The 16,333-nt window shown below is 73.0% G+C and carries 13 protein-coding genes; 6 read left to right on the top strand and 7 right to left on the bottom strand.

Annotated elements, in window-relative coordinates:
• Positions 1-50: 50 nt before the first annotated feature.
• From ACIRBY_RS14770 to ACIRBY_RS14740, 7 genes are all read right to left on the bottom strand, one after another.
• Complete coding sequence (locus tag ACIRBY_RS14770; protein WP_403900686.1) at positions 51-1,289, bottom strand: hypothetical protein; 1,239 nt, start codon at positions 1,287-1,289, stop codon at positions 51-53.
• Positions 1,290-1,553: 264 nt separating this feature from the next.
• A complete protein-coding gene (locus ACIRBY_RS14765; protein WP_403900684.1) occupies positions 1,554-1,808 on the bottom strand; it encodes an RICIN domain-containing protein in 255 nt (84 codons plus the stop codon).
• A 590-nt stretch (positions 1,809-2,398) separates the two neighbouring features.
• Positions 2,399-3,586: a cytochrome P450 gene (locus ACIRBY_RS14760; protein WP_403901130.1), complete on the bottom strand. Its 1,188-nt coding sequence runs from the start codon at positions 3,584-3,586 to the stop codon at positions 2,399-2,401.
• Positions 3,587-3,812: 226 nt separating this feature from the next.
• Positions 3,813-4,256 (bottom strand): hypothetical protein, encoded by a 444-nt coding sequence (locus tag ACIRBY_RS14755; RefSeq protein WP_403900682.1) that lies wholly within the window; start codon positions 4,254-4,256, stop codon positions 3,813-3,815.
• Positions 4,257-4,326: 70 nt separating this feature from the next.
• Positions 4,327-4,548, bottom strand: a complete 222-nt coding sequence (locus ACIRBY_RS14750; RefSeq protein WP_403900680.1) for a hypothetical protein — start codon at positions 4,546-4,548, stop codon at positions 4,327-4,329.
• Between the two features lie 500 nt (positions 4,549-5,048).
• A complete protein-coding gene (locus tag ACIRBY_RS14745; protein ID WP_403900678.1) occupies positions 5,049-5,219 on the bottom strand; it encodes a response regulator transcription factor in 171 nt (56 codons plus the stop codon).
• Positions 5,220-5,484: 265 nt separating this feature from the next.
• A complete protein-coding gene (locus ACIRBY_RS14740) occupies positions 5,485-5,679 on the bottom strand; it encodes a hypothetical protein (RefSeq protein ID WP_403900676.1) in 195 nt (64 codons plus the stop codon).
• 186 nt (positions 5,680-5,865) lie between these two features.
• Between ACIRBY_RS14740 and ACIRBY_RS14735 the strand changes: the two genes are divergently transcribed.
• The 6 genes from ACIRBY_RS14735 to ACIRBY_RS14710 all read left to right on the top strand — a co-directional run bounded on the left by ACIRBY_RS14735 (position 5,866) and on the right by ACIRBY_RS14710 (position 15,321).
• Positions 5,866-6,090: a hypothetical protein gene (locus tag ACIRBY_RS14735; RefSeq protein ID WP_403900674.1), complete on the top strand. Its 225-nt coding sequence runs from the start codon at positions 5,866-5,868 to the stop codon at positions 6,088-6,090.
• A 284-nt stretch (positions 6,091-6,374) separates the two neighbouring features.
• Positions 6,375-6,608, top strand: coding sequence for a hypothetical protein (locus ACIRBY_RS14730; RefSeq protein WP_403900672.1), 234 nt, complete (start codon positions 6,375-6,377; stop codon positions 6,606-6,608).
• Between the two features lie 400 nt (positions 6,609-7,008).
• Positions 7,009-8,250 carry a ricin-type beta-trefoil lectin domain protein gene (locus ACIRBY_RS14725; RefSeq protein ID WP_403900670.1) on the top strand — a complete coding sequence of 414 codons (1,242 nt, stop codon included), beginning with the start codon at positions 7,009-7,011 and terminating at the stop codon, positions 8,248-8,250.
• A gap of 668 nt (positions 8,251-8,918) precedes the next feature.
• The gene (locus ACIRBY_RS14720) at positions 8,919-10,859 is read left to right on the top strand and encodes a hypothetical protein (RefSeq protein WP_403900668.1); all 1,941 of its coding nucleotides are present in this window, start codon (positions 8,919-8,921) and stop codon (positions 10,857-10,859) included.
• Positions 10,856-13,930 (top strand): ATP-binding protein, encoded by a 3,075-nt coding sequence (locus tag ACIRBY_RS14715; RefSeq protein WP_403900666.1) that lies wholly within the window; start codon positions 10,856-10,858, stop codon positions 13,928-13,930. Before ACIRBY_RS14720 ends, ACIRBY_RS14715 begins: the two co-directional genes overlap by 4 nt.
• Positions 13,927-15,321, top strand: coding sequence for a zeta toxin family protein (locus ACIRBY_RS14710; RefSeq protein WP_403900664.1), 1,395 nt, complete (start codon positions 13,927-13,929; stop codon positions 15,319-15,321). The genes ACIRBY_RS14715 and ACIRBY_RS14710 overlap by 4 nt, the downstream gene beginning before the upstream one ends.
• Positions 15,322-16,333 lie beyond the last annotated feature (1,012 nt).

Here is a 16,333-nt window from a genome sequence, read left to right as displayed (position 1 = left end):
CGACCACGCGGGCGGGCCTCGCCGACGGGAGGCGGGGCGCGAAGGGCGTGTCAGGCCGGGTTGAGGGTGAGGCCGAACCGGTAGAAGATGTCGCCGACTTCGATCCAGCCCACCAGGTCGCGGCAGACCCTGTCGTTGCCGGTGCCCTCACAGCCCCACGCGTTGACGACCATGCCGTTGAGCTGCCGGGAATCCTGGTCGTTGATGGTGATCACCGGGCCGCCGCTGTCGCCGGGCCGGGCGACGACGCTGTACGTCTGCGGGGCGCCGGCGCTCCCCCAGATGGAGGCCCCGTCGGTCACCCAGGTGGCGCTGCCGGCGTACGTGGTGCGGATGTTGCAGACGACCTTGGAGTTGTAGCCGAGCTGGCAGGTGAAGTCGCCCACCGCCGCGTTGCGCACGCCGTTGAGGTAGCGGGAGTACCCGTTCTCGTCGAGGCCGTCCCAGGTGCGGCGGCTCGTCGGCGCCTCGATGAACGCCGAGTCGAGGTCGGCCAGCTTGGCGTTCACCCGGCCGATCTGGCTGCCGCCGGCCGTGTAGACGAGCTCGCCCTGGGCGTAGCAGTGGCCGGCCGTGACGAGCCACTGGCGGTGGTCCGAGGGGCTGATGGCCGGAATGCCGCTGGTGCAGTGCGCGAACGAGCCCGTCGCGGGGCCGAGCGCGGCGCCCGCGTAGAACGGGGCGGAGTCGTTCCACCGGTTGAGCGGCACCGAGGGGGCCTGCCGGTGGACGTGCACGGGGGTGCCCCCTGCGCTCGTGAGCTGCTGTGCGACGGCGGGCCTGGCGAGGTACTGCCGTGCGGCCTCGGTGTCGTTCACCCCGAGCTCGATCGCACTGCCGTCGACGGTGCTGCCCGCCATCTCGATCCTGAAGGGGAGGTCCTTGCGGCTGCGGAAGGCCGTGATCTCCTTTCTGAGCTCCAGTCGTGTCCTCGCGCTCTTGCGTACGTTGAGCAGATTCGTGTCGGCCTTCGGGTTGGCCTCGCGCACGGCGTCGAGGAAGGCCGAGCGGCGCTTCGGATCGGTGAGGTAGACGTTGACGGACCGGTAGTCGGAGGCCATCTCGACCTGCGTGTACACGTCCGACTGCGGCCCCTGTCCGGCCCTCGCCGCGGCGTCGGCCACGACCCGCAGGGGTTCGAGGACCTCGCCCTGCCGCTCCGGGGTCATGGCCGCCACGGCATCGGCGGACAGGGGCCCGGGCGGTTCCGCCTCGGCGGCCGCCGCCCCGAGCGGAAGGACGGCCAGCACGGTCGCGAGCGCGAGCGAACGCCAAGCAGCCTTGTTCATGGATCCCCTCTCGGTAACTTTGCGTGCACGATGCGCACGCTGCGTGACCGTAGTGAGCACCCGAAACACCCGGCAAGGGCGCGCGACGCCCCTTGGAAGCACGCCGAGGGCGTACGGACATCAGCGCGCGCCTGCCGTACGGGCGGCGAGGCGCGGGGAGGGAACGGTGCCGCCTTCGTGGTGGGTCGCTCGTCGGGGATCGCTGCGGAGGCGCGCAGGGGCCGTCACCGGTTCACCGACCGGTGACGGCCCCTGCGCGGGGGTTCACCCGTGCCAGAGCTGGGTTGCCCCGCCGTAGCAGTCCCACTGGGTCACGGCGGTGCCGTTGTTGTGGCTCCACACGGCGTCCAGGCACTTGCCGCTGTCCACGTTGACGGCGTAGCCACCGCTCGCCGCGAGGGCCGGGCCCGCAGGCTTGGCCTGAGCACCGGCCGGGGCGGCCGCTACGGGACTGCCCCCGATGAGGGAGGCGACGCCGACCGCGAGGGCGGCCGTCCGCTTGGCGTGAATCCGCGCCATGATGGGGTGCTCCTTCGCTGATGCCACAGGTGTGGCGGGTAGGGGCGAACCTTGCTGTCCGTGGATCGGGGGGCGGACGAGAGGAGCCGGCTGCCGTCTCCGATGCAAAGGTCCCGGATGTTGCCAGGCGGGTCGAGCAACTTTTCGGACGGTCCGGGACGTTCTCGGGCGGGCGTCCGCCGGTACCACCGGTCGGCCCGGAGGCTGCCGAGATCCGTGAACGTTCGCTCTTCCTTCTGACGTGCGGAGCCACCCGCCAGCCCCGCTCCGAGGTGCCCCACCCCGTCCCAGCAGGGACTGCGCATCTCCGCCGCCCCCGTCTACCGCCACCACGACGACCGCGCCAGGCGGGTCCTCGTCGTCACGGTCGAGCAGGCGGGAACGACTGGCGCGCCGTGGCGGCCTTGACGTTGTGGGCAGCATCTCGTCGGTGGCTGCGGGTCTGGGGTGTCATGCGTGCGACCGTAGGACCTCAAGCCGGCTTGAGGTCGACCCGCCCGGTCGAGGACCCCTCGCCTCCGGGACCGGACGTGACGCCGGGGTCGACGCCCGGGAGGCGCGGACCCCGCCCCGCCCGCGGACCGCGGCTCCTAGGTCAGGACGGGGAGCGAGGCCAGCCCGCGGACGAGGCGGGTGCGCCGCCACTCCAGCCGGCCGGGCGGTACGGCGAGGCGGATTCCGGGGAACCGGGTCAGTACCGCGCGCAGGGCGATCTCCATCTCGGCCCTCGCCAGAGGGGCGCCGACACAGCGGTGGATCCCGTGACCGAACGCGAGATGGGCGGCCGCGTCCCGGTCCGGGTCGAGGCCGTCCGGCGCCGGGAAGCGGGCCGGGTCCCGGTTGGCGGCTCCCAGTGCGACCAGGACCGGGACGCCGGCCGGGATCTCGGTGCCGCCGAGGGCGACGGCCTCCGTGGTGAAACGGAAGGTGGCCGTGCTCACCGCCGAGTCGAAGCGGAGCAGTTCGTCCAGCGCGGCGGGGATCCCGTCCGGGTCCTGCCGCAGGCGCTCCAGTACGGGCGGGTGCCGGAGCAGCGCCAAGAGGGCGTTGCCGAGGGCGTTGGTGGTGGTCTCGTGTCCGGCGACGAGCAACAGTACGGCGAGGGAGACCAGTTCCTCCTCGCTCAGGCGGTCCTCTCCGTCCCGCGCCGAGACGAGCCGGTCCAGGAGCGAACTGCCGGGGTCCCGGCGCTTGGCGGAGACCAGGTCGGCCATGTACGCGGCCAGGGCGTGCGAGGCCGCGTCGATGACGTCGGGCTCTCCCGCCGCGAACAGCTCTGCCGACCAGCGCCGGACCGCGGCCCGGTCGGCCTGCGGCACTCCGAGCAGCCGGCAGATCACGATGACCGGCAGCGGCACCGCCAGGCGGGCCATGAAGTCGAGCGGTTCGCCGACGGGCCACTGGTCCAGCAGTTCGTCGGTGACCCGGGCGATGAAGGGCCGCAGCTCCTTGACGGCGCCGGTGGTGAACGCCTTGGTCACGAGCCTCCGGAGCCGGGTGTGCGCGGGCGGGTCGCTGGCCAGCATGGTGCGGGACACCGCAGGATGCAGGCGGCGCCGTGACTCCCGGCCCGCGAAGAAGACGCCCGTGTCCTTGGAGAGACGCGGGTCACGGAGGGCCTCCCGGGCCTCCGCGTAGCCGGTGACCAGGTACGTCGCACGCCCTGCGGGGCCGTCGGGGAGGGACTGCACCGGGCATGAGGAGCGCATGGCCGCGTGGGCCGCGTACGCCGCATAGGGGTCCCCGAGGGCACCGGGGTCCTGGGCCGGCCCGCTCACCGCCTCGGACCCCGTCCGGCCGCGCGGGCCGCGGCGGGTTCCGGCGGGTCCCCGCACCTGCGCCGCTCCGTCGGCGGCGGACCGCGGCGCGGCTTCGTCGCCCCCGCTCTTCGTGCTGAACGGCCTCAGCCCCGACACCCCCTCCGTACGACCCGACCACGTCCCCACCCCCACAAAGTAGCCGGTCATCAGCACGCCCTCCCCCCTCCCTCCGGGGTGGGCCGGTTCAGCAGGTGGTGATCGTCTCGGGCAGCGGGCTCGTGGCCGCCTCGACGGCGGAGGTGTGGGCGTCCCGGTCCGGTCCTGGCAGCAGGCGTCCGCCTGTTCGCCGGCGGCGTCCTCCAGGTCCTGCTCGCCGATCGCCGGCCAGTCCAGGCCGCGGTCCGGGCCGGTCCAGCCGCACGAACAGACGCCGCGGGGTCTTGCCGGGCTTCGGGAGGTACCAGAACGTGCCGTCCGCGTCGCGGGCCACCGTGCACTGGACGCCCTTGAGGGAGGAGGGGTGGTGGCGCCGCGCCCGCTCGTCCAGTTCGGCGAGCGCCTCGGCCCGCGTCCTGTTGCCGGTGAGGCGGTCCCGGCTTGGGGGGCGGGCGAAGTAGCTGTCCGGCTCCCCGGTTCCGTCGCATCCGGCGCACTCGCCGGTTCCTTCGCAGGCCTCGCATCGGGGCACGGGTCGGCCGGTCCTTCCGGGGTTCGGGGTGGTGGGAGAGGGCGGACGGTCCACGCCCTCCTCGGGAGGGTCAGCCGACGACGCGCAGGGTCTTCGGCCAGCCGTTGCGTTCCAGGAGTCGGAACATCTTCTTGATCTCCTCGGGCCGCATCTGGATGCAGCCCTCGGAGCGGAAGTCGTTCGGGGCGCGGTCGGTCCACCTCCGCTGTTCGGTGCTGCCCTGGCTCCCGTCCCGGTTCATCTCGCTGTGGACGAACAGCGGATCGCGTACGCGGCCCGAGCCGTCCGCCACCGACGACCAGGATGAGCGGAACGGGCTGCCCCGGAAGACCCGTACGTTCGTCGAATGGGCGGGCGGACGGCCGTTCGCACGGGTCGACGACGAGACGACCCGGACCGGTTTCGTCGCCCCGCACCGGGGTTTCGTCACGCAGTCACGGGGTTTCGTGACGGTCGCCGGCCGCGGCCGCAACCTACTGCGCGGCGGTCAGGCAGGTGGGTGAGCAGTACCGGGCCGGCCGCCCGTTGACCGGACCCGCGGGCCGGGGCGGCAGGGGGTTGCCACAAGCAGGACAGGCGGGACGGGCGGAGGCGGCGGACACGCGGTCCCGGACTCCGCGGTCTCTCCGTCTCCGGCGACTCCGGCGACTCCGGCGACTCCGGCGACTCCGGCGACTCCGGCGACTCCGGCGACCACTGTGGTCTCACCGACCTCTGTGCGCTTTCTGACCTCTGTGGCCCCGGCGACCTCTGCGGCCTCCGCGCCCACGGGCGTCGGTACGTGGTGCCGGGTCAGCCCCGTCGTTCGGCGATGACGCCCGCTTCGAAGCGGCTGTGGGCTCCGAGGGTCTCCAGGAGCTCCGAGACGTGCCGGCGGCAGGCGCGCAGGGAGATGCCGAGGCGGCGGGCGATGGTGTCGTCCTTGAGGCCCTTGGCGAGCAGGACGAGGACGGCCTGCTTCATGGTCCGGCAGGCGCCGGACGCGGCCTGGGGGCCGCTGGCGTACAGGGTGGCGTTGGCCCAGTCCCGTTCGTAGACGTCCAGGAGGTAGCCCTGGGGGAAGGCGTGCTGGCGGGCCTGGAGGTAGACGGGCGTGAAGGCGGCGAGGCCGTCCAGCTCCGCCTGGGTCCGGCGGCGCCGGGTGCGCAGGGCCTCCTCCCGGGCGCGTAGCGCGGCGTCCCGGTCGGAGAAGCAGCCGGCTCGCGGCGGCCTGCGGACTGACCGGTTGTCAGCGCACGCTCTGGCTCCCGGCGGCGAGGAGGGAGTCCAGGGCCCGGGCCGCCTCCTGGTCGTCGATGCCGGTCTCCGCCGCGGCCCGGGCCAGGGTGTCCCGGGTGAGGTGGGCGTGGACGACGGTCCAGCGGTAGAGCGGACCGCGGCGCCGTCGAGTCCCGTCCCCGTATTCCCGCCGACCCGCCGTCACCTGCTGGTACGTCCACGGAACCCCTCCTAAAACTGCATGGCACACAGATGATGCCCGCCAGGGCTGCCGCCGCCGGCGCCGGGTTGGCACAGTGGTGCCCACAGCCGGCCGGGACGGGCGGCGGTGCACACAGGACCACGCACCGGCGGAGTGACCGCCGCCGGGTGACAGCAGGAGTTGACGCACATGCGGGGAAACACGCGCCGGGCCATGGTGGCCTTCGTACTGGCCGCGGGCATGACGACGGGCGGCCTGGCCGCCTCCGCCACCGCCTCCGCCACCGCTTCGGAGGTGCCCGGCACCGGGCACCGGGTCGGCGGCGGCGTGGAGATCCCCGGGCTCGACCCCGGCAAGGACTGCATCGTGACCACCGCGTGGGGCGATACCACCTGCCCGGCCCGGCAGTACTAGACCTCCCGGAGGAACGGGAGAGGGGGCGGCGGGACCCATCCGCCGTCGGTTGGGTGGTCGTGGGCCCTGTCCCGACTGAGCCGGAGGCGCGGAACGACACGGCACGCGCGGCACGTACAGCAAGCACGGCACGCGCGGCTCACCGGGCACGCGGCACACGGGCCTGACGCAGCGGCCTGCCGCAGCTGCCTGACACACGCCCGAACACAGCGCCCGGCCACCGCCGTCGACCGGCGGGTGGCCCGGCGCACCCTTTCACACGCCCCGCCGAAGGACCAACCGCCGTGAACCCGCCCAAGCGCGAACCTCGTGGTCTCGACGAAGGACAGCGGCTGCACGCTGTACTGGAAGGGCGAGGTCCCCGCCGCGGTCACCAACCTGATCGACGCCCAGCGGACGACGGCTCCTTCATCGCCCGCATCACCGTCATCGGCCTCGACGGCAAGCCCTGGCAGCGGGTCCGGCCGAACATCGGGGGCTCCTGGACCGCGCGGCAAGTGGCGCCGAACGTGGGCTGAGTCCCAGCTCGGGGGTCCAGCGGAGAGCGCGGCCCGCGTGACCACGAGATGGAGCGCCTCGGACGCGGCGCCGCCGAACTCCTGGTCATCGCGGAGGACTTGCGCCACTACGACATCCAGTGCGAACTCCTCACCGGACCCTCCAAGAGGTCTACGACCCATCCGGGCACGGCGTGGCCCTCTTCGCGTTCTTCGCCGGCATGGCGGAGTCCGAGCGCGAATACGTCCGGGAGAAGTCCCCGGAGGGCCAGGCGTCCGCCCGCGCGCGCGGCCGACAGAGCGGCGGACACGGACAGACAATTCACCCTGAAAGGAATTTCCAACAGTGAGCGGTAAAGCTCATTCGAGTCGATTGCAGAAACGCTTCCCTCTCATAGGGGCTCTGCTCTGCGTTCTCAGTATGCTCATCCTGATTCCCGCGTCACCGGCCCAGGCTGATCCGACTCCATTCACCAGTATCAACCTGGTGACCTGGAACTCTCTCGGTCAGAACTGGAGCAGCGTCGCCGCGCTCCTGAGCCGTGGACACGGTCGGGAGAACCAGTTGGCGGTAATCCAGGAGGCAGGCCCCGCGCCCGCCGAGATGCAGGACTTCGGCGTCGTGGCGGAACGGACGTTCGGCAACGTGACGTACCAAGTCCGCCGTTACCGCTGGGAAGCACCCGGCGCGACCTACCAGGTCTACTGGATGAACGGAAACGCCGCCAACGGGGGACGGGTCAACTTCGCCATAGTCGCCAGGGAAATGGCGCTGTCCGTCCTCATCGCGCCGCCCCCGCGCCCCAACACCCGCCCCTCCTTCGGTATCAGGATCGGCCTGGACTACTATTTCAACGTACATGCGCCGTCTCCGAACAACGGGCAGGATGCTGTTCAGATCCTGTCGAACATCAGCGCCACCGTGGCAGCTGTCGACGGCTTGAACTGGACCGCGATAGGGGATTTCAATGTCAACCCTGGCGACCTTCAGCCCTACATCAACGGAGTGTGGCCGACGGTGGGCAGGCGGCCGGTGATCTATCAACCCGGTGTCCCCACACAGGACAGCGGGGGAACTCTTGACTACATGGTGTCCAGCCATAGCTTCCCGGGGCTGCGCATGGTCCGTGACGGCCAGATCGGAAGCAGCGACCACTACCCGGTGTACAACGAGTTCAATTTGAGCGGCGGGGGCGAGGAATACTACCTTCGGTCCAACAAGTATCCGGATTACACCATGCAGCCCAACGGCAGCCCGTACACCGGGGACAGCGTCATTCTCGGATACCCCTCGTCCCCGTTCGATGAATTCGTCTTCTCCGGCTCGTTTTCGAAAGCGAAGGCAGCGGGCGCAGGGGCGGCACCGGCACTGACAACGATCAAGGAAGCGGACAGCGGCCTCTGCCTGGACCCGCTCGGGTACGTTTCGCAGGTCAGGGCGAAGCTGGAACTCTACCCGTGCTCCGGGTCAGTGGATCAGACGTTCTCCACAGACCCCGCCGGCGCCGCAGGCACCGGCATGAAATCGATGATGATACGTCACGATCTCTCCGGGCTCTGCTTGAGCGTGTTCGAAAGCAGTACGTCTGCCGAACCGACGTGGATTGGGCTCGACAACTGCAATAAGAACTCGATCAACCAGAGGTTCTCCATCATTGCGTGAGCGCGTCACGACGACGCTTGCCTGACCGGAACCTCGACACCGTTCCGAAGCCCTGTCATCGCCCCGCCCGCAACCTGGGCGGGGCGATTCACCTGTCACGACGCACCCGCTGGATCAATCGCGACATCCGGACCGCCGGCTCGTCGGGCAGACGCTGCCCGGGCACTCCTCCCGGGCGGTCCCGTGACGACGGCATCAGGCAGCGCCTCCCGGGCCGGCGAGTTCCACCCCCGTCCCGAGACTTCAGGCACCCGGATCCTGAGCATCCCGGCAGGGCAGACCGTCTCACGGACCCCGGCGGGTGCGCCACGCCCCGGGAGGACGTCCCCTTCGCCTACCAGGGGGTGGGCTGGGTCCTCGCCGAGGACGCCGACGCGGGCTCGTACGAGCTCTCCCCCACCGCGCACCTCTACCCCCCCACCGCGGCATCTGGAAGCCGGACCTGATCTGGCCGGACCGGCCCCTCTGACACCCGCACTCGCCCCGGACCCGACGGGCACCCGCCGGCCCCGGCCCGGCTCGCCGGGCCCGAAGGGCGGAGGGATCCGGACAATCAGCGGCCAGTTCACGACAAGCGCGCCCGCGGTGGTGCACGGCCCGTGACACGGACCGCCGCGGTGGGGCCAGGATGCTCCCACTGTGGAACGGGGGGCCTCATGAGCGATGCCGTGAGTGACACGGAAGCGGAGCTGGTTCGGCGTGTCTTCGCCGGGGAGGAGCGCTGGGGCTGGGAGTTCGTCCAGCCGCCCGAACCGCCGCCCCACCCGGACGCGGCAAACCCGCCCGCGCACGTCGAGCCCTCCCACACCCGGGTGCGCGACCTGACGGAGCGGGCCACGGAGAAGCGGAACAGCTCCGGCTGCGGATGTTTCACCTTCCTGCTCGCCGTGGGCGTCTTCCTCGGCGCCGGCGGCGACGGCGCCGGGATCGTCGCCGCCGGGATCGCCGTCGTCCTCCTCCTGGTGGCCTGGGGTGCGAGCTCCCCCCGGGCACGGCTGCGCGCGGCCCAGCGGGATCTGGAGCGCGCACGCGAGCAGGCCCTCCGGGAGCACCAGAACCGGACGCGGGCATGGCAGCGCCGGCTCGACACCCACCGGGCCGAACACCTGCGCCGCAACGAGGAACTGGACACCTGGTTCCCCCTCGCGCTGCCGTCCCGCCCCAGCCGCATCGACGTGTTCGGCGGTACCGCCCACGGATGGGCGAGCCTGCTGGCCACCGTCGGCGGCCCGCTGCTCGGCTCCGGACAGCCCCTGCTCGTCCTGGACCTCACCCAGCAGGCCGTCGCCCTCGAACTCGCCGGGTTCGCCGCCCGCCGCGAGGTCCCCGTCCTGCACGTACCGGTCCCCGGGGCGTTCCTGGGGGTCGACCTGTGCGCGGAGTTCACGCCGGAAGAGCTGGCCGAGGCCATCGCCGAGGCGCTCGCGACCATGCGGCCGCCGGGCACCGACGTCGACCTGCACGCCATCGACGTGGACCTCCTGCAGACCGTCGCCTCCCTGCTCGAAGGAGCGGTGACCTTCGCCCGGCTCGCCGCCGGCCTGCGCGTCCTGATGCGCGTGTACGACGCCGACCCCGACCGGCCGGGCCCGCTGGAGCCGTCCGAGATCGAGGCGATCAGCCGGGCGATCGACCTCGTCGGCCACACCGAACGCGTGCAGAACGAACTCCGCTACGTGCGCGCCCAGCTGGAGCTGCTCGCCCGTGCCGAGGGCGGGGCCGCCGACGGGTCTGCCGGCGGGTCTGCCGGCGCGGCCGCCGACGGGTCTGTCGGCGGGCCCGTCGACGGATCCGCCGCCGGCCCCGTCGACGCGGGGGTGCCGGCCCTCGCGCAGTGGTGGCGGCCCGGCGCCCTGACCATCGTCACCAGCGAGGACGTCGTCCACCGCCGCAAGGACCTCACCGACCGGCTCGTGTTCTTCCGGCTCCTGCACGCCCTGCGCAAGCGGACCTTCGCCGGCGGCACCGGAACCCTGGTGGTCGCCGGGGCCGACCGTCTGGGCCGCGACGCCCTGGAGTCGATGGCACGCCAGGCACGCACCAGCGGGGTCCGTCTCGTCCTGCTGCTGGAGCACCTGCGGGAGGGCGCCGTGCAGGTCGCCGGCGGCTCGGACAGCGCGACCGTGTTCATGCGGATGGGCAACGGCGAGGAGGCCAAGGCCGCCGCCCAGTTCATCGGCCAGGAGCACCGCTTCCTCGTCAACCAGCTGACCCGGCAGGTGGGCGAGACCCTGACCGAGGGCCGCTCCGACGGCTACACGTACCAGCGCGGGACCTCCGAGACCGACGGGACCAGCCGCGGCGGTTCCTCCGGCAAGGGCGGATGGGGCCGGAACTGGGGATCGTCCCGTTCCTTCTCCACCTCCCTCTCGCGCAGCTGGCAGGAGTCGACCAACACCTCGACGGCGCGGTCCACCACCAGGGGGGAGAACCTGAGCCGCGTCTACGAGTTCGCGGTCGAGCCCACCCAGCTGCAGGCGCTCCCGGTGACCGGCCTGGTCCTGGTGGAGGCGGGCCCCGGCGGACGCCGGGTGGTCTTCGGGGACTGCAACCCCGGCATCACCCTGCTGCCCCGGCTGTCCGCCCGACCCCGCGCGAGCCTCACATGACCTCCGGCGCGGCGGCGGCACTGGCCGGCCACCGCTTCCACCGCCTCCTCACGATCCCCCGGCGTCCCGAGGAGCCGCACGCACAGGACCGTACGCCCGCCCAGCTCACCGCGGCGGTGACGGCCGCCCACGCGGTGCTGTCGCTCCGGGGCGGCCCGGACCCGTCCGGCCTGGCGATGGCCTGGATCCGTCCGGGCCGCCACGAGCCGCTGCACTTCCTGGCCGGCGGCGCGCCCTTCTTCCCTCCCGCGGGCGAGGAACCGGCAGGGGGCGGGGAGCGCCCGTTGCGCTATCCGCCCGGGGCCACGGCCCGCGAGGTCCCGCCCGAGGAGGTCGCCGGGCTGCTGGGGCGCCTGCCGTACTGGGTGCCCTGCACCGGGGTGCACGAACCCCTGCGCCTGGGCGAGGACGGCCGGTCCCTGCCGACCGAGCGCCGGGGTTCCTTCGACGACGCGGCCGCCCACCTGCCCGACCCCTTCGCCTGGCTGGTCCTCGCCGCGCCGGTGCCCCACGAGCGGCTCGAACGGGAACGCACGGCGCTCGGCGTCGCACTGCCCCGGCTGCGCCAGCGGGAGAACTCCGAGGCCGACCGGATCGCGGCCGAGCGGGCCGAGGCCCGCTACCGGGAGCTGACGCGGGCGCTCGCCACCGGGATCTGGAGCGTGCGGGTCCTGGTCGGCGCCGACCGCCCGGAGACCGCCCTGGCCTCGGCGGCGCTGCTGTGCGGTTCCGGCGAACTCGACGACCTGCCGTACCTGCTCGTACCGGCCCGGCACCCGGTACCGCTGGCCGAGGCGCTGGCGATGGACGGCGGTACGGCGGGGGCCGCGCAGGACGGGGGCCCCTTCACGGCCCCGGCCGAGCTCGTGGCGGCACTCGCCCGGCCGCCCGCCCGCGAACTGCCCGGCATCCAGACGGTGACGGCGAACCGGTTCGACGTCAGCTCCGACGTCCCGGAGGCGGCCGCCGACGGGTTCCTTCTCGGCGACGTCCTCGACGAGTCCCTGACGGCCTCCGGGCCGTTGCACGTCTCCCGCGCCACGCTCAACCGGCACGCCTTCGTCTGCGGCGCCACCGGCTCGGGCAAGTCCCAGACCGTGCGCAGCCTGCTGACCGCCCTGTCCACGCACGAACGGCCCGTCCCCTGGCTCGCGGTCGAGCCCGCGAAGGCGGAGTACGCGAGGATGGCCGGACGCCTCGCCGCGCGCCGGGCCGCCGGCGGGGAAGGAACCGCCGCACGGGAGGCAGCCACCGGACAGGAGGCAACCGCCGGACAGGAGGCAACCGCCGCACGGGAGGCAACCCCCGGGCCGTCGCCGCTCTCCCGGGTCACCGTGATCAGGCCGGGCGACGTGGACGTCGCGCCCGCCTCCCTCAACCCCCTGGAGCCGGAGCCGGGCTTCCCCCTCCAGAGCCACGTGGACCTCGTACGGGCCCTGTTCCTCGCGGCGTTCGAGGGCCACGAGCCCTTTCCGCAGGTCCTCGCCCGGGCCCTCACCCAGTGCTACACGGCCGCCGGCTGGGACCTCGTCACCGGCGAGCCGCGCCCCGCCCACAAGCCCAGGTTCCGGCTGGACGAACCGGAGGTGCCGCGCACCGCGCACTATCCGACGCTGACGGACCTCCAGACCACCGCCCAGCGCGTCGTCGAGATGATCGGGTACGGGCGGGAGGTCACGGCGGACGTCCGCGGCTTCGTGGACGTGCGCATCGGGTCGCTGCGGGAAGGCACCCCGGGCAGGTTCTTCCAGGGCGGTCACCCGCTGGACGTCGCCGGCCTCCTGGCCGGGAACGTCGTCCTCGAACTGGAGACCATCACGAACGACCAGGACAAGGCGTTCCTGATCGGCGCCGTGCTGATCCGCATCGTGGAACACCTGCGCGTCCACCACGGCACGGGCGGGGTGGCGCTGCGCCACGTGCTGGTCGTCGAGGAGGCCCACCGGCTCCTGAAGAACGTAGAGTCGGGGCCGGCCGCCGCGGCCGTCGAGCTGTTCGCCTCCCTCCTGGCCGAGATCCGTGCGTACGGCGAGGGCGTGGTCATCGTCGAGCAGATCCCCAGCAAGATCCTGCCCGATGTGATCAAGAACAGCGCCCTGAAGGTCATGCACCGGCTGCCCGCCGAGGACGACCGCCGCTCCGTGGGCGCGACGATGAACCTCCAGCCCGAGCAGGGCGAGAGCGTGGTCGCGCTCCGGCCCGGACGCGCGGCCGTGGCGGCCGACGGCATGGACCGCCCGGTACTGACGGCCGTCCCCCACGGCGAAGGGGACGAGAGCGCGGAGGCGGCCTCCAGCGAGCCTCCCCTGCTGGGCAGCCGCAGTGCGCTCTGCGGCGCCTCGTGCCGGCGCAGCCCCTGCACCCTGCGCACGATGAACGACGCCCACCACCGCTCCCTCGCACCGCTGCACCTGATCTGGGTGGAGGCGGCCGCCGCGGCCCAGGCCATGGGGATGCCGGCGCCGGGCCCCGCCCCCGCCGTGCGCGAGGCCCTGAGGGCCCTTCCCGAACGCGACCTCGACTGCGCGCTCGTCTACGCGGTGGAGCGGGCGGTGGCGGCCCGCGAACCGCTGATGCGGGAGGAGGTCGACCCCGGGGACTTCGCCGCGCGCCTGCACTCCGTACTGGCCGCGCGCCTTCTCGGGACCGCCCCGCCGGACGAGGACCGCCGCCGGTACACGTACGCCAACTACCGCTTCCGGGACGTCCTGGAGGTCATCCACAAAGCCCGCCGGGACCGGCCCGACGGCCCGCACGACTACCCGGGGCACGCGGCGGAATGGGCGGCCCGCGGGCTGGTCCTGACCGGCACCTCGGGAGCCGACCACCGGCGGCAGGTCCGCGCCCTGGCGTGCTACGGGCCCGACCGCGCCCACGGCCGGGTCGGCGACGTCGTACGCAGCGGCCTGTCCGAGGCGGTGACCTCCGTGACGGGCGGGACGACTCAGGAACACATCGGACGCGCCTTCCGGCTGGCCTGCACCCCGGGACCGCTGGTGGAGACCCTGCTGGAGGAGACGGCCGAGCGCATGGCGACGGAATGCGCCCGTGGAAGGGAGCCTCGGTCGTGAAGGAAGCCCCCACCCCCGGCTCGTACACGCCTCCGCCGCCGCCACCGCCCCCACGCGCTGAGGGGGACGTCCGCCGGGCCCCTGACGACACGGCATCCGAACGCCATTCCACCGGCACCCCGAGCGGCTCGGACGCACGGGAGGACACGGACCCGCAGGACACGGCGGATCCGCACCGCGCCGCCGAGCACGGTGACGCCGCGGATCGGCCGGAGGGCGTCGGTACCGGCGCCCACGGCGCGGCGGAGGAGAAGGAGTCCGCGGAGGGCGACGACCACCGCTACGGCTCGTTCCACGAAATCGAGGACGGGGGGCCGGACCAGGCGTCGGTCCCGGCCGGGGGGCCCGCCTCGGAGGCCGGGGAGGCACAGGAGTTGCCGGCCCCTGGGGCCGACAGCCCGGAGCGCCGGTGGCGGACGACCCTCTCGCCCGAGGAACTGGATGAGGGGTACAGGAGAGAGGTCCGTGAGTTCGTCTTCGGTGACCGGTGGCAGGAGGGCTCGGTGGCCGGGGACCCCCCACCGGAGGCGGAGGCCGACAAGCCGACCGTCTTCTTCGTGGGCGGCCCTCCCGGAACGGGCAAGAGCCGTGCCATGGACTTGGTGAAGGAGCAGGCCGGTGGCGACGTCATACAGATAGAGGGCGATGCGTTACGGCCGTTCCACCCCGACCACCACGCCGTCATGGCCAGGGAACCGCACAACATGACGGTGGTGACGGGTCAGGCCGCGGGAGAGTGGACGAAGAGGGCGATCAGCGACGCCCGGACCCTCGGGCTTGACGTCGCGATCGAAGGGACGCTGCGGAACCCGTCCGTACTCCTCGACACGGCACGTGACTTCGGCCCCGAATGGCGCAGGGAACTGCACGTCGTCGCGGAGCCCCCGGAAGTGAGCCGGCTCGGAACCGTCAGCCGCGTCCTGACGGAGGGCCGCCACACCCCCGGAGCCGTGCACGACGAGGCCTACAGGAACAATCCGGACACGATACGCCAGGCCTTCGATTCCGGGCTGTTCGACCGCATCACCCTCTCGACCAGGAACGGCCTGGCCGTCGACTGCCGGAAGACGGACACGGGATACGAACCGGACCCCGGCGCCTTCATGGACAGGCTGGCCGAGATCCGTCAGGCGCCCATGGCCGCCGAGAAGGCCAGGGACCACATGGCGGCCTACTACGACACCATGGACGGCTACTTCAAGCAGGAGAAGGTGGACGACGCGACACTGCCGTCGCTCAACCACGTGACGGGCGACGCCTACGCGGTCGGCCTGCGCGCCCGCTTCGACTCCTCCGAGCGGGTCGAGCACGGCGCCCGTATGCACGCCTACGAACTGGGCCTCGAATGCGAGTACTTCAAGGAGTCCATGCAGTCGCCCGAGGAACGATGACCTGGCACCGGGGTTCTGCCGGGGCGGGCACGCCGGCTGACGGGTCCGGGGAGGAGCAGTGGCGATAGACGGTGGAGGGGCCGCCGACGCACCCCCGCCTCCGCCTCCGCCGCCTCCGCCCGTCGAGGCTTCGGGCGGTCCCGACAAGGGCGCGGACCCGCAGGACCGTGGTGGAGGAGCAACGGCGGAGGAGAACGCCGACGGCCGACCTGAAGGCGCGGACCACCGGGCGGACGACGACGGCCGCGAGGGGGGCGCCGGACGGCGCGAGGAGGCCGACGCCGGAAGCACCGGCCTGTCCGACATGGCCTGGGACGCGGACGAGGGGCGCACCGCCGACGAGGAACGGCGGCCGGAGCCCGAGCCGGAGCCGACGGAAACGGAGACGGAGGCGCAGGCACAGGCGGAGGCGCAGGCGGGGACGGAGGCAGAGGCGCAGGCAGAGGCACAGGCGGAGGCGGAACCGGAAAGCACGGGGGCGCAGGCAGAGGCGGAGACGGGGGTGGATCCGCCGTCCTCCTCCGACCCGGACCGGCCGGTGGAGGAACTGCCGGAGCGTACCGATCCGGACCGGCCGCCGCCGGACGAGCCGCCTGCCGTGCGTGCCGATGGGCAGCAGGGCAACGGCGGTCGGCCTCCCGAGCCTCCCGGCGGTCACCGGCCGGTGACGGACCCCCCGCCGGAACCTCCCGCCGGCGACCGCGGGCGGTCCGGGCCTCCACGGCAGCCCGACGACGGACGACCCACGCAGCAGGAACCGAAGAAGGGACAGCAGGACGGCGTGACCGGTCCGCCCGGCCCGCGGCCCGCTCCACGCGGACAGGAGCCACGGCCACGCCCGGGCACCGGTCCCGCCGGCCCTGACGGCGGCGCAGCGGCGGAGACCAGGACCCGGCCGGGCCAGGAGGAGGGGAGGGGGCCCGGCAAGGGCGGCGGACCCGAGGCTCCCCCGACCACAGGCCGTACCGCGGACGCACCGCAGCCCCCCGGCCGGACCCGGGCCGACACGACC

Source organism: Streptomyces sp. NPDC096136 (assembly GCF_044763325.1).
In the GTDB taxonomy this organism is placed as follows: domain Bacteria; phylum Actinomycetota; class Actinomycetes; order Streptomycetales; family Streptomycetaceae; genus Streptomyces.
The sequence above is the reverse complement of the archived record's forward strand: the minus strand, read 5'-3'. Positions and strand labels throughout refer to the sequence as shown.

Bases quoted from the DNA above. Each gene is read 5' to 3' on its own strand.
- ACIRBY_RS14770 (WP_403900686.1), bottom strand. From the start codon at position 1,289: ATGAACAAGGCTGCTTGGCGTTCGCTCGCGCTCGCGACCGTGCTGGCC.
- ACIRBY_RS14765 (WP_403900684.1), bottom strand. From the start codon at position 1,808: ATGGCGCGGATTCACGCCAAGCGGACGGCCGCCCTCGCGGTCGGCGTC.
- ACIRBY_RS14745 (WP_403900678.1), bottom strand. From the start codon at position 5,219: ATGAAGCAGGCCGTCCTCGTCCTGCTCGCCAAGGGCCTCAAGGACGAC.
- ACIRBY_RS14735 (WP_403900674.1), top strand. From the start codon at position 5,866: ATGCGGGGAAACACGCGCCGGGCCATGGTGGCCTTCGTACTGGCCGCG.
- ACIRBY_RS14725 (WP_403900670.1), top strand. From the start codon at position 7,009: ATGCTCATCCTGATTCCCGCGTCACCGGCCCAGGCTGATCCGACTCCA.
- ACIRBY_RS14715 (WP_403900666.1), top strand. From the start codon at position 10,856: ATGACCTCCGGCGCGGCGGCGGCACTGGCCGGCCACCGCTTCCACCGC.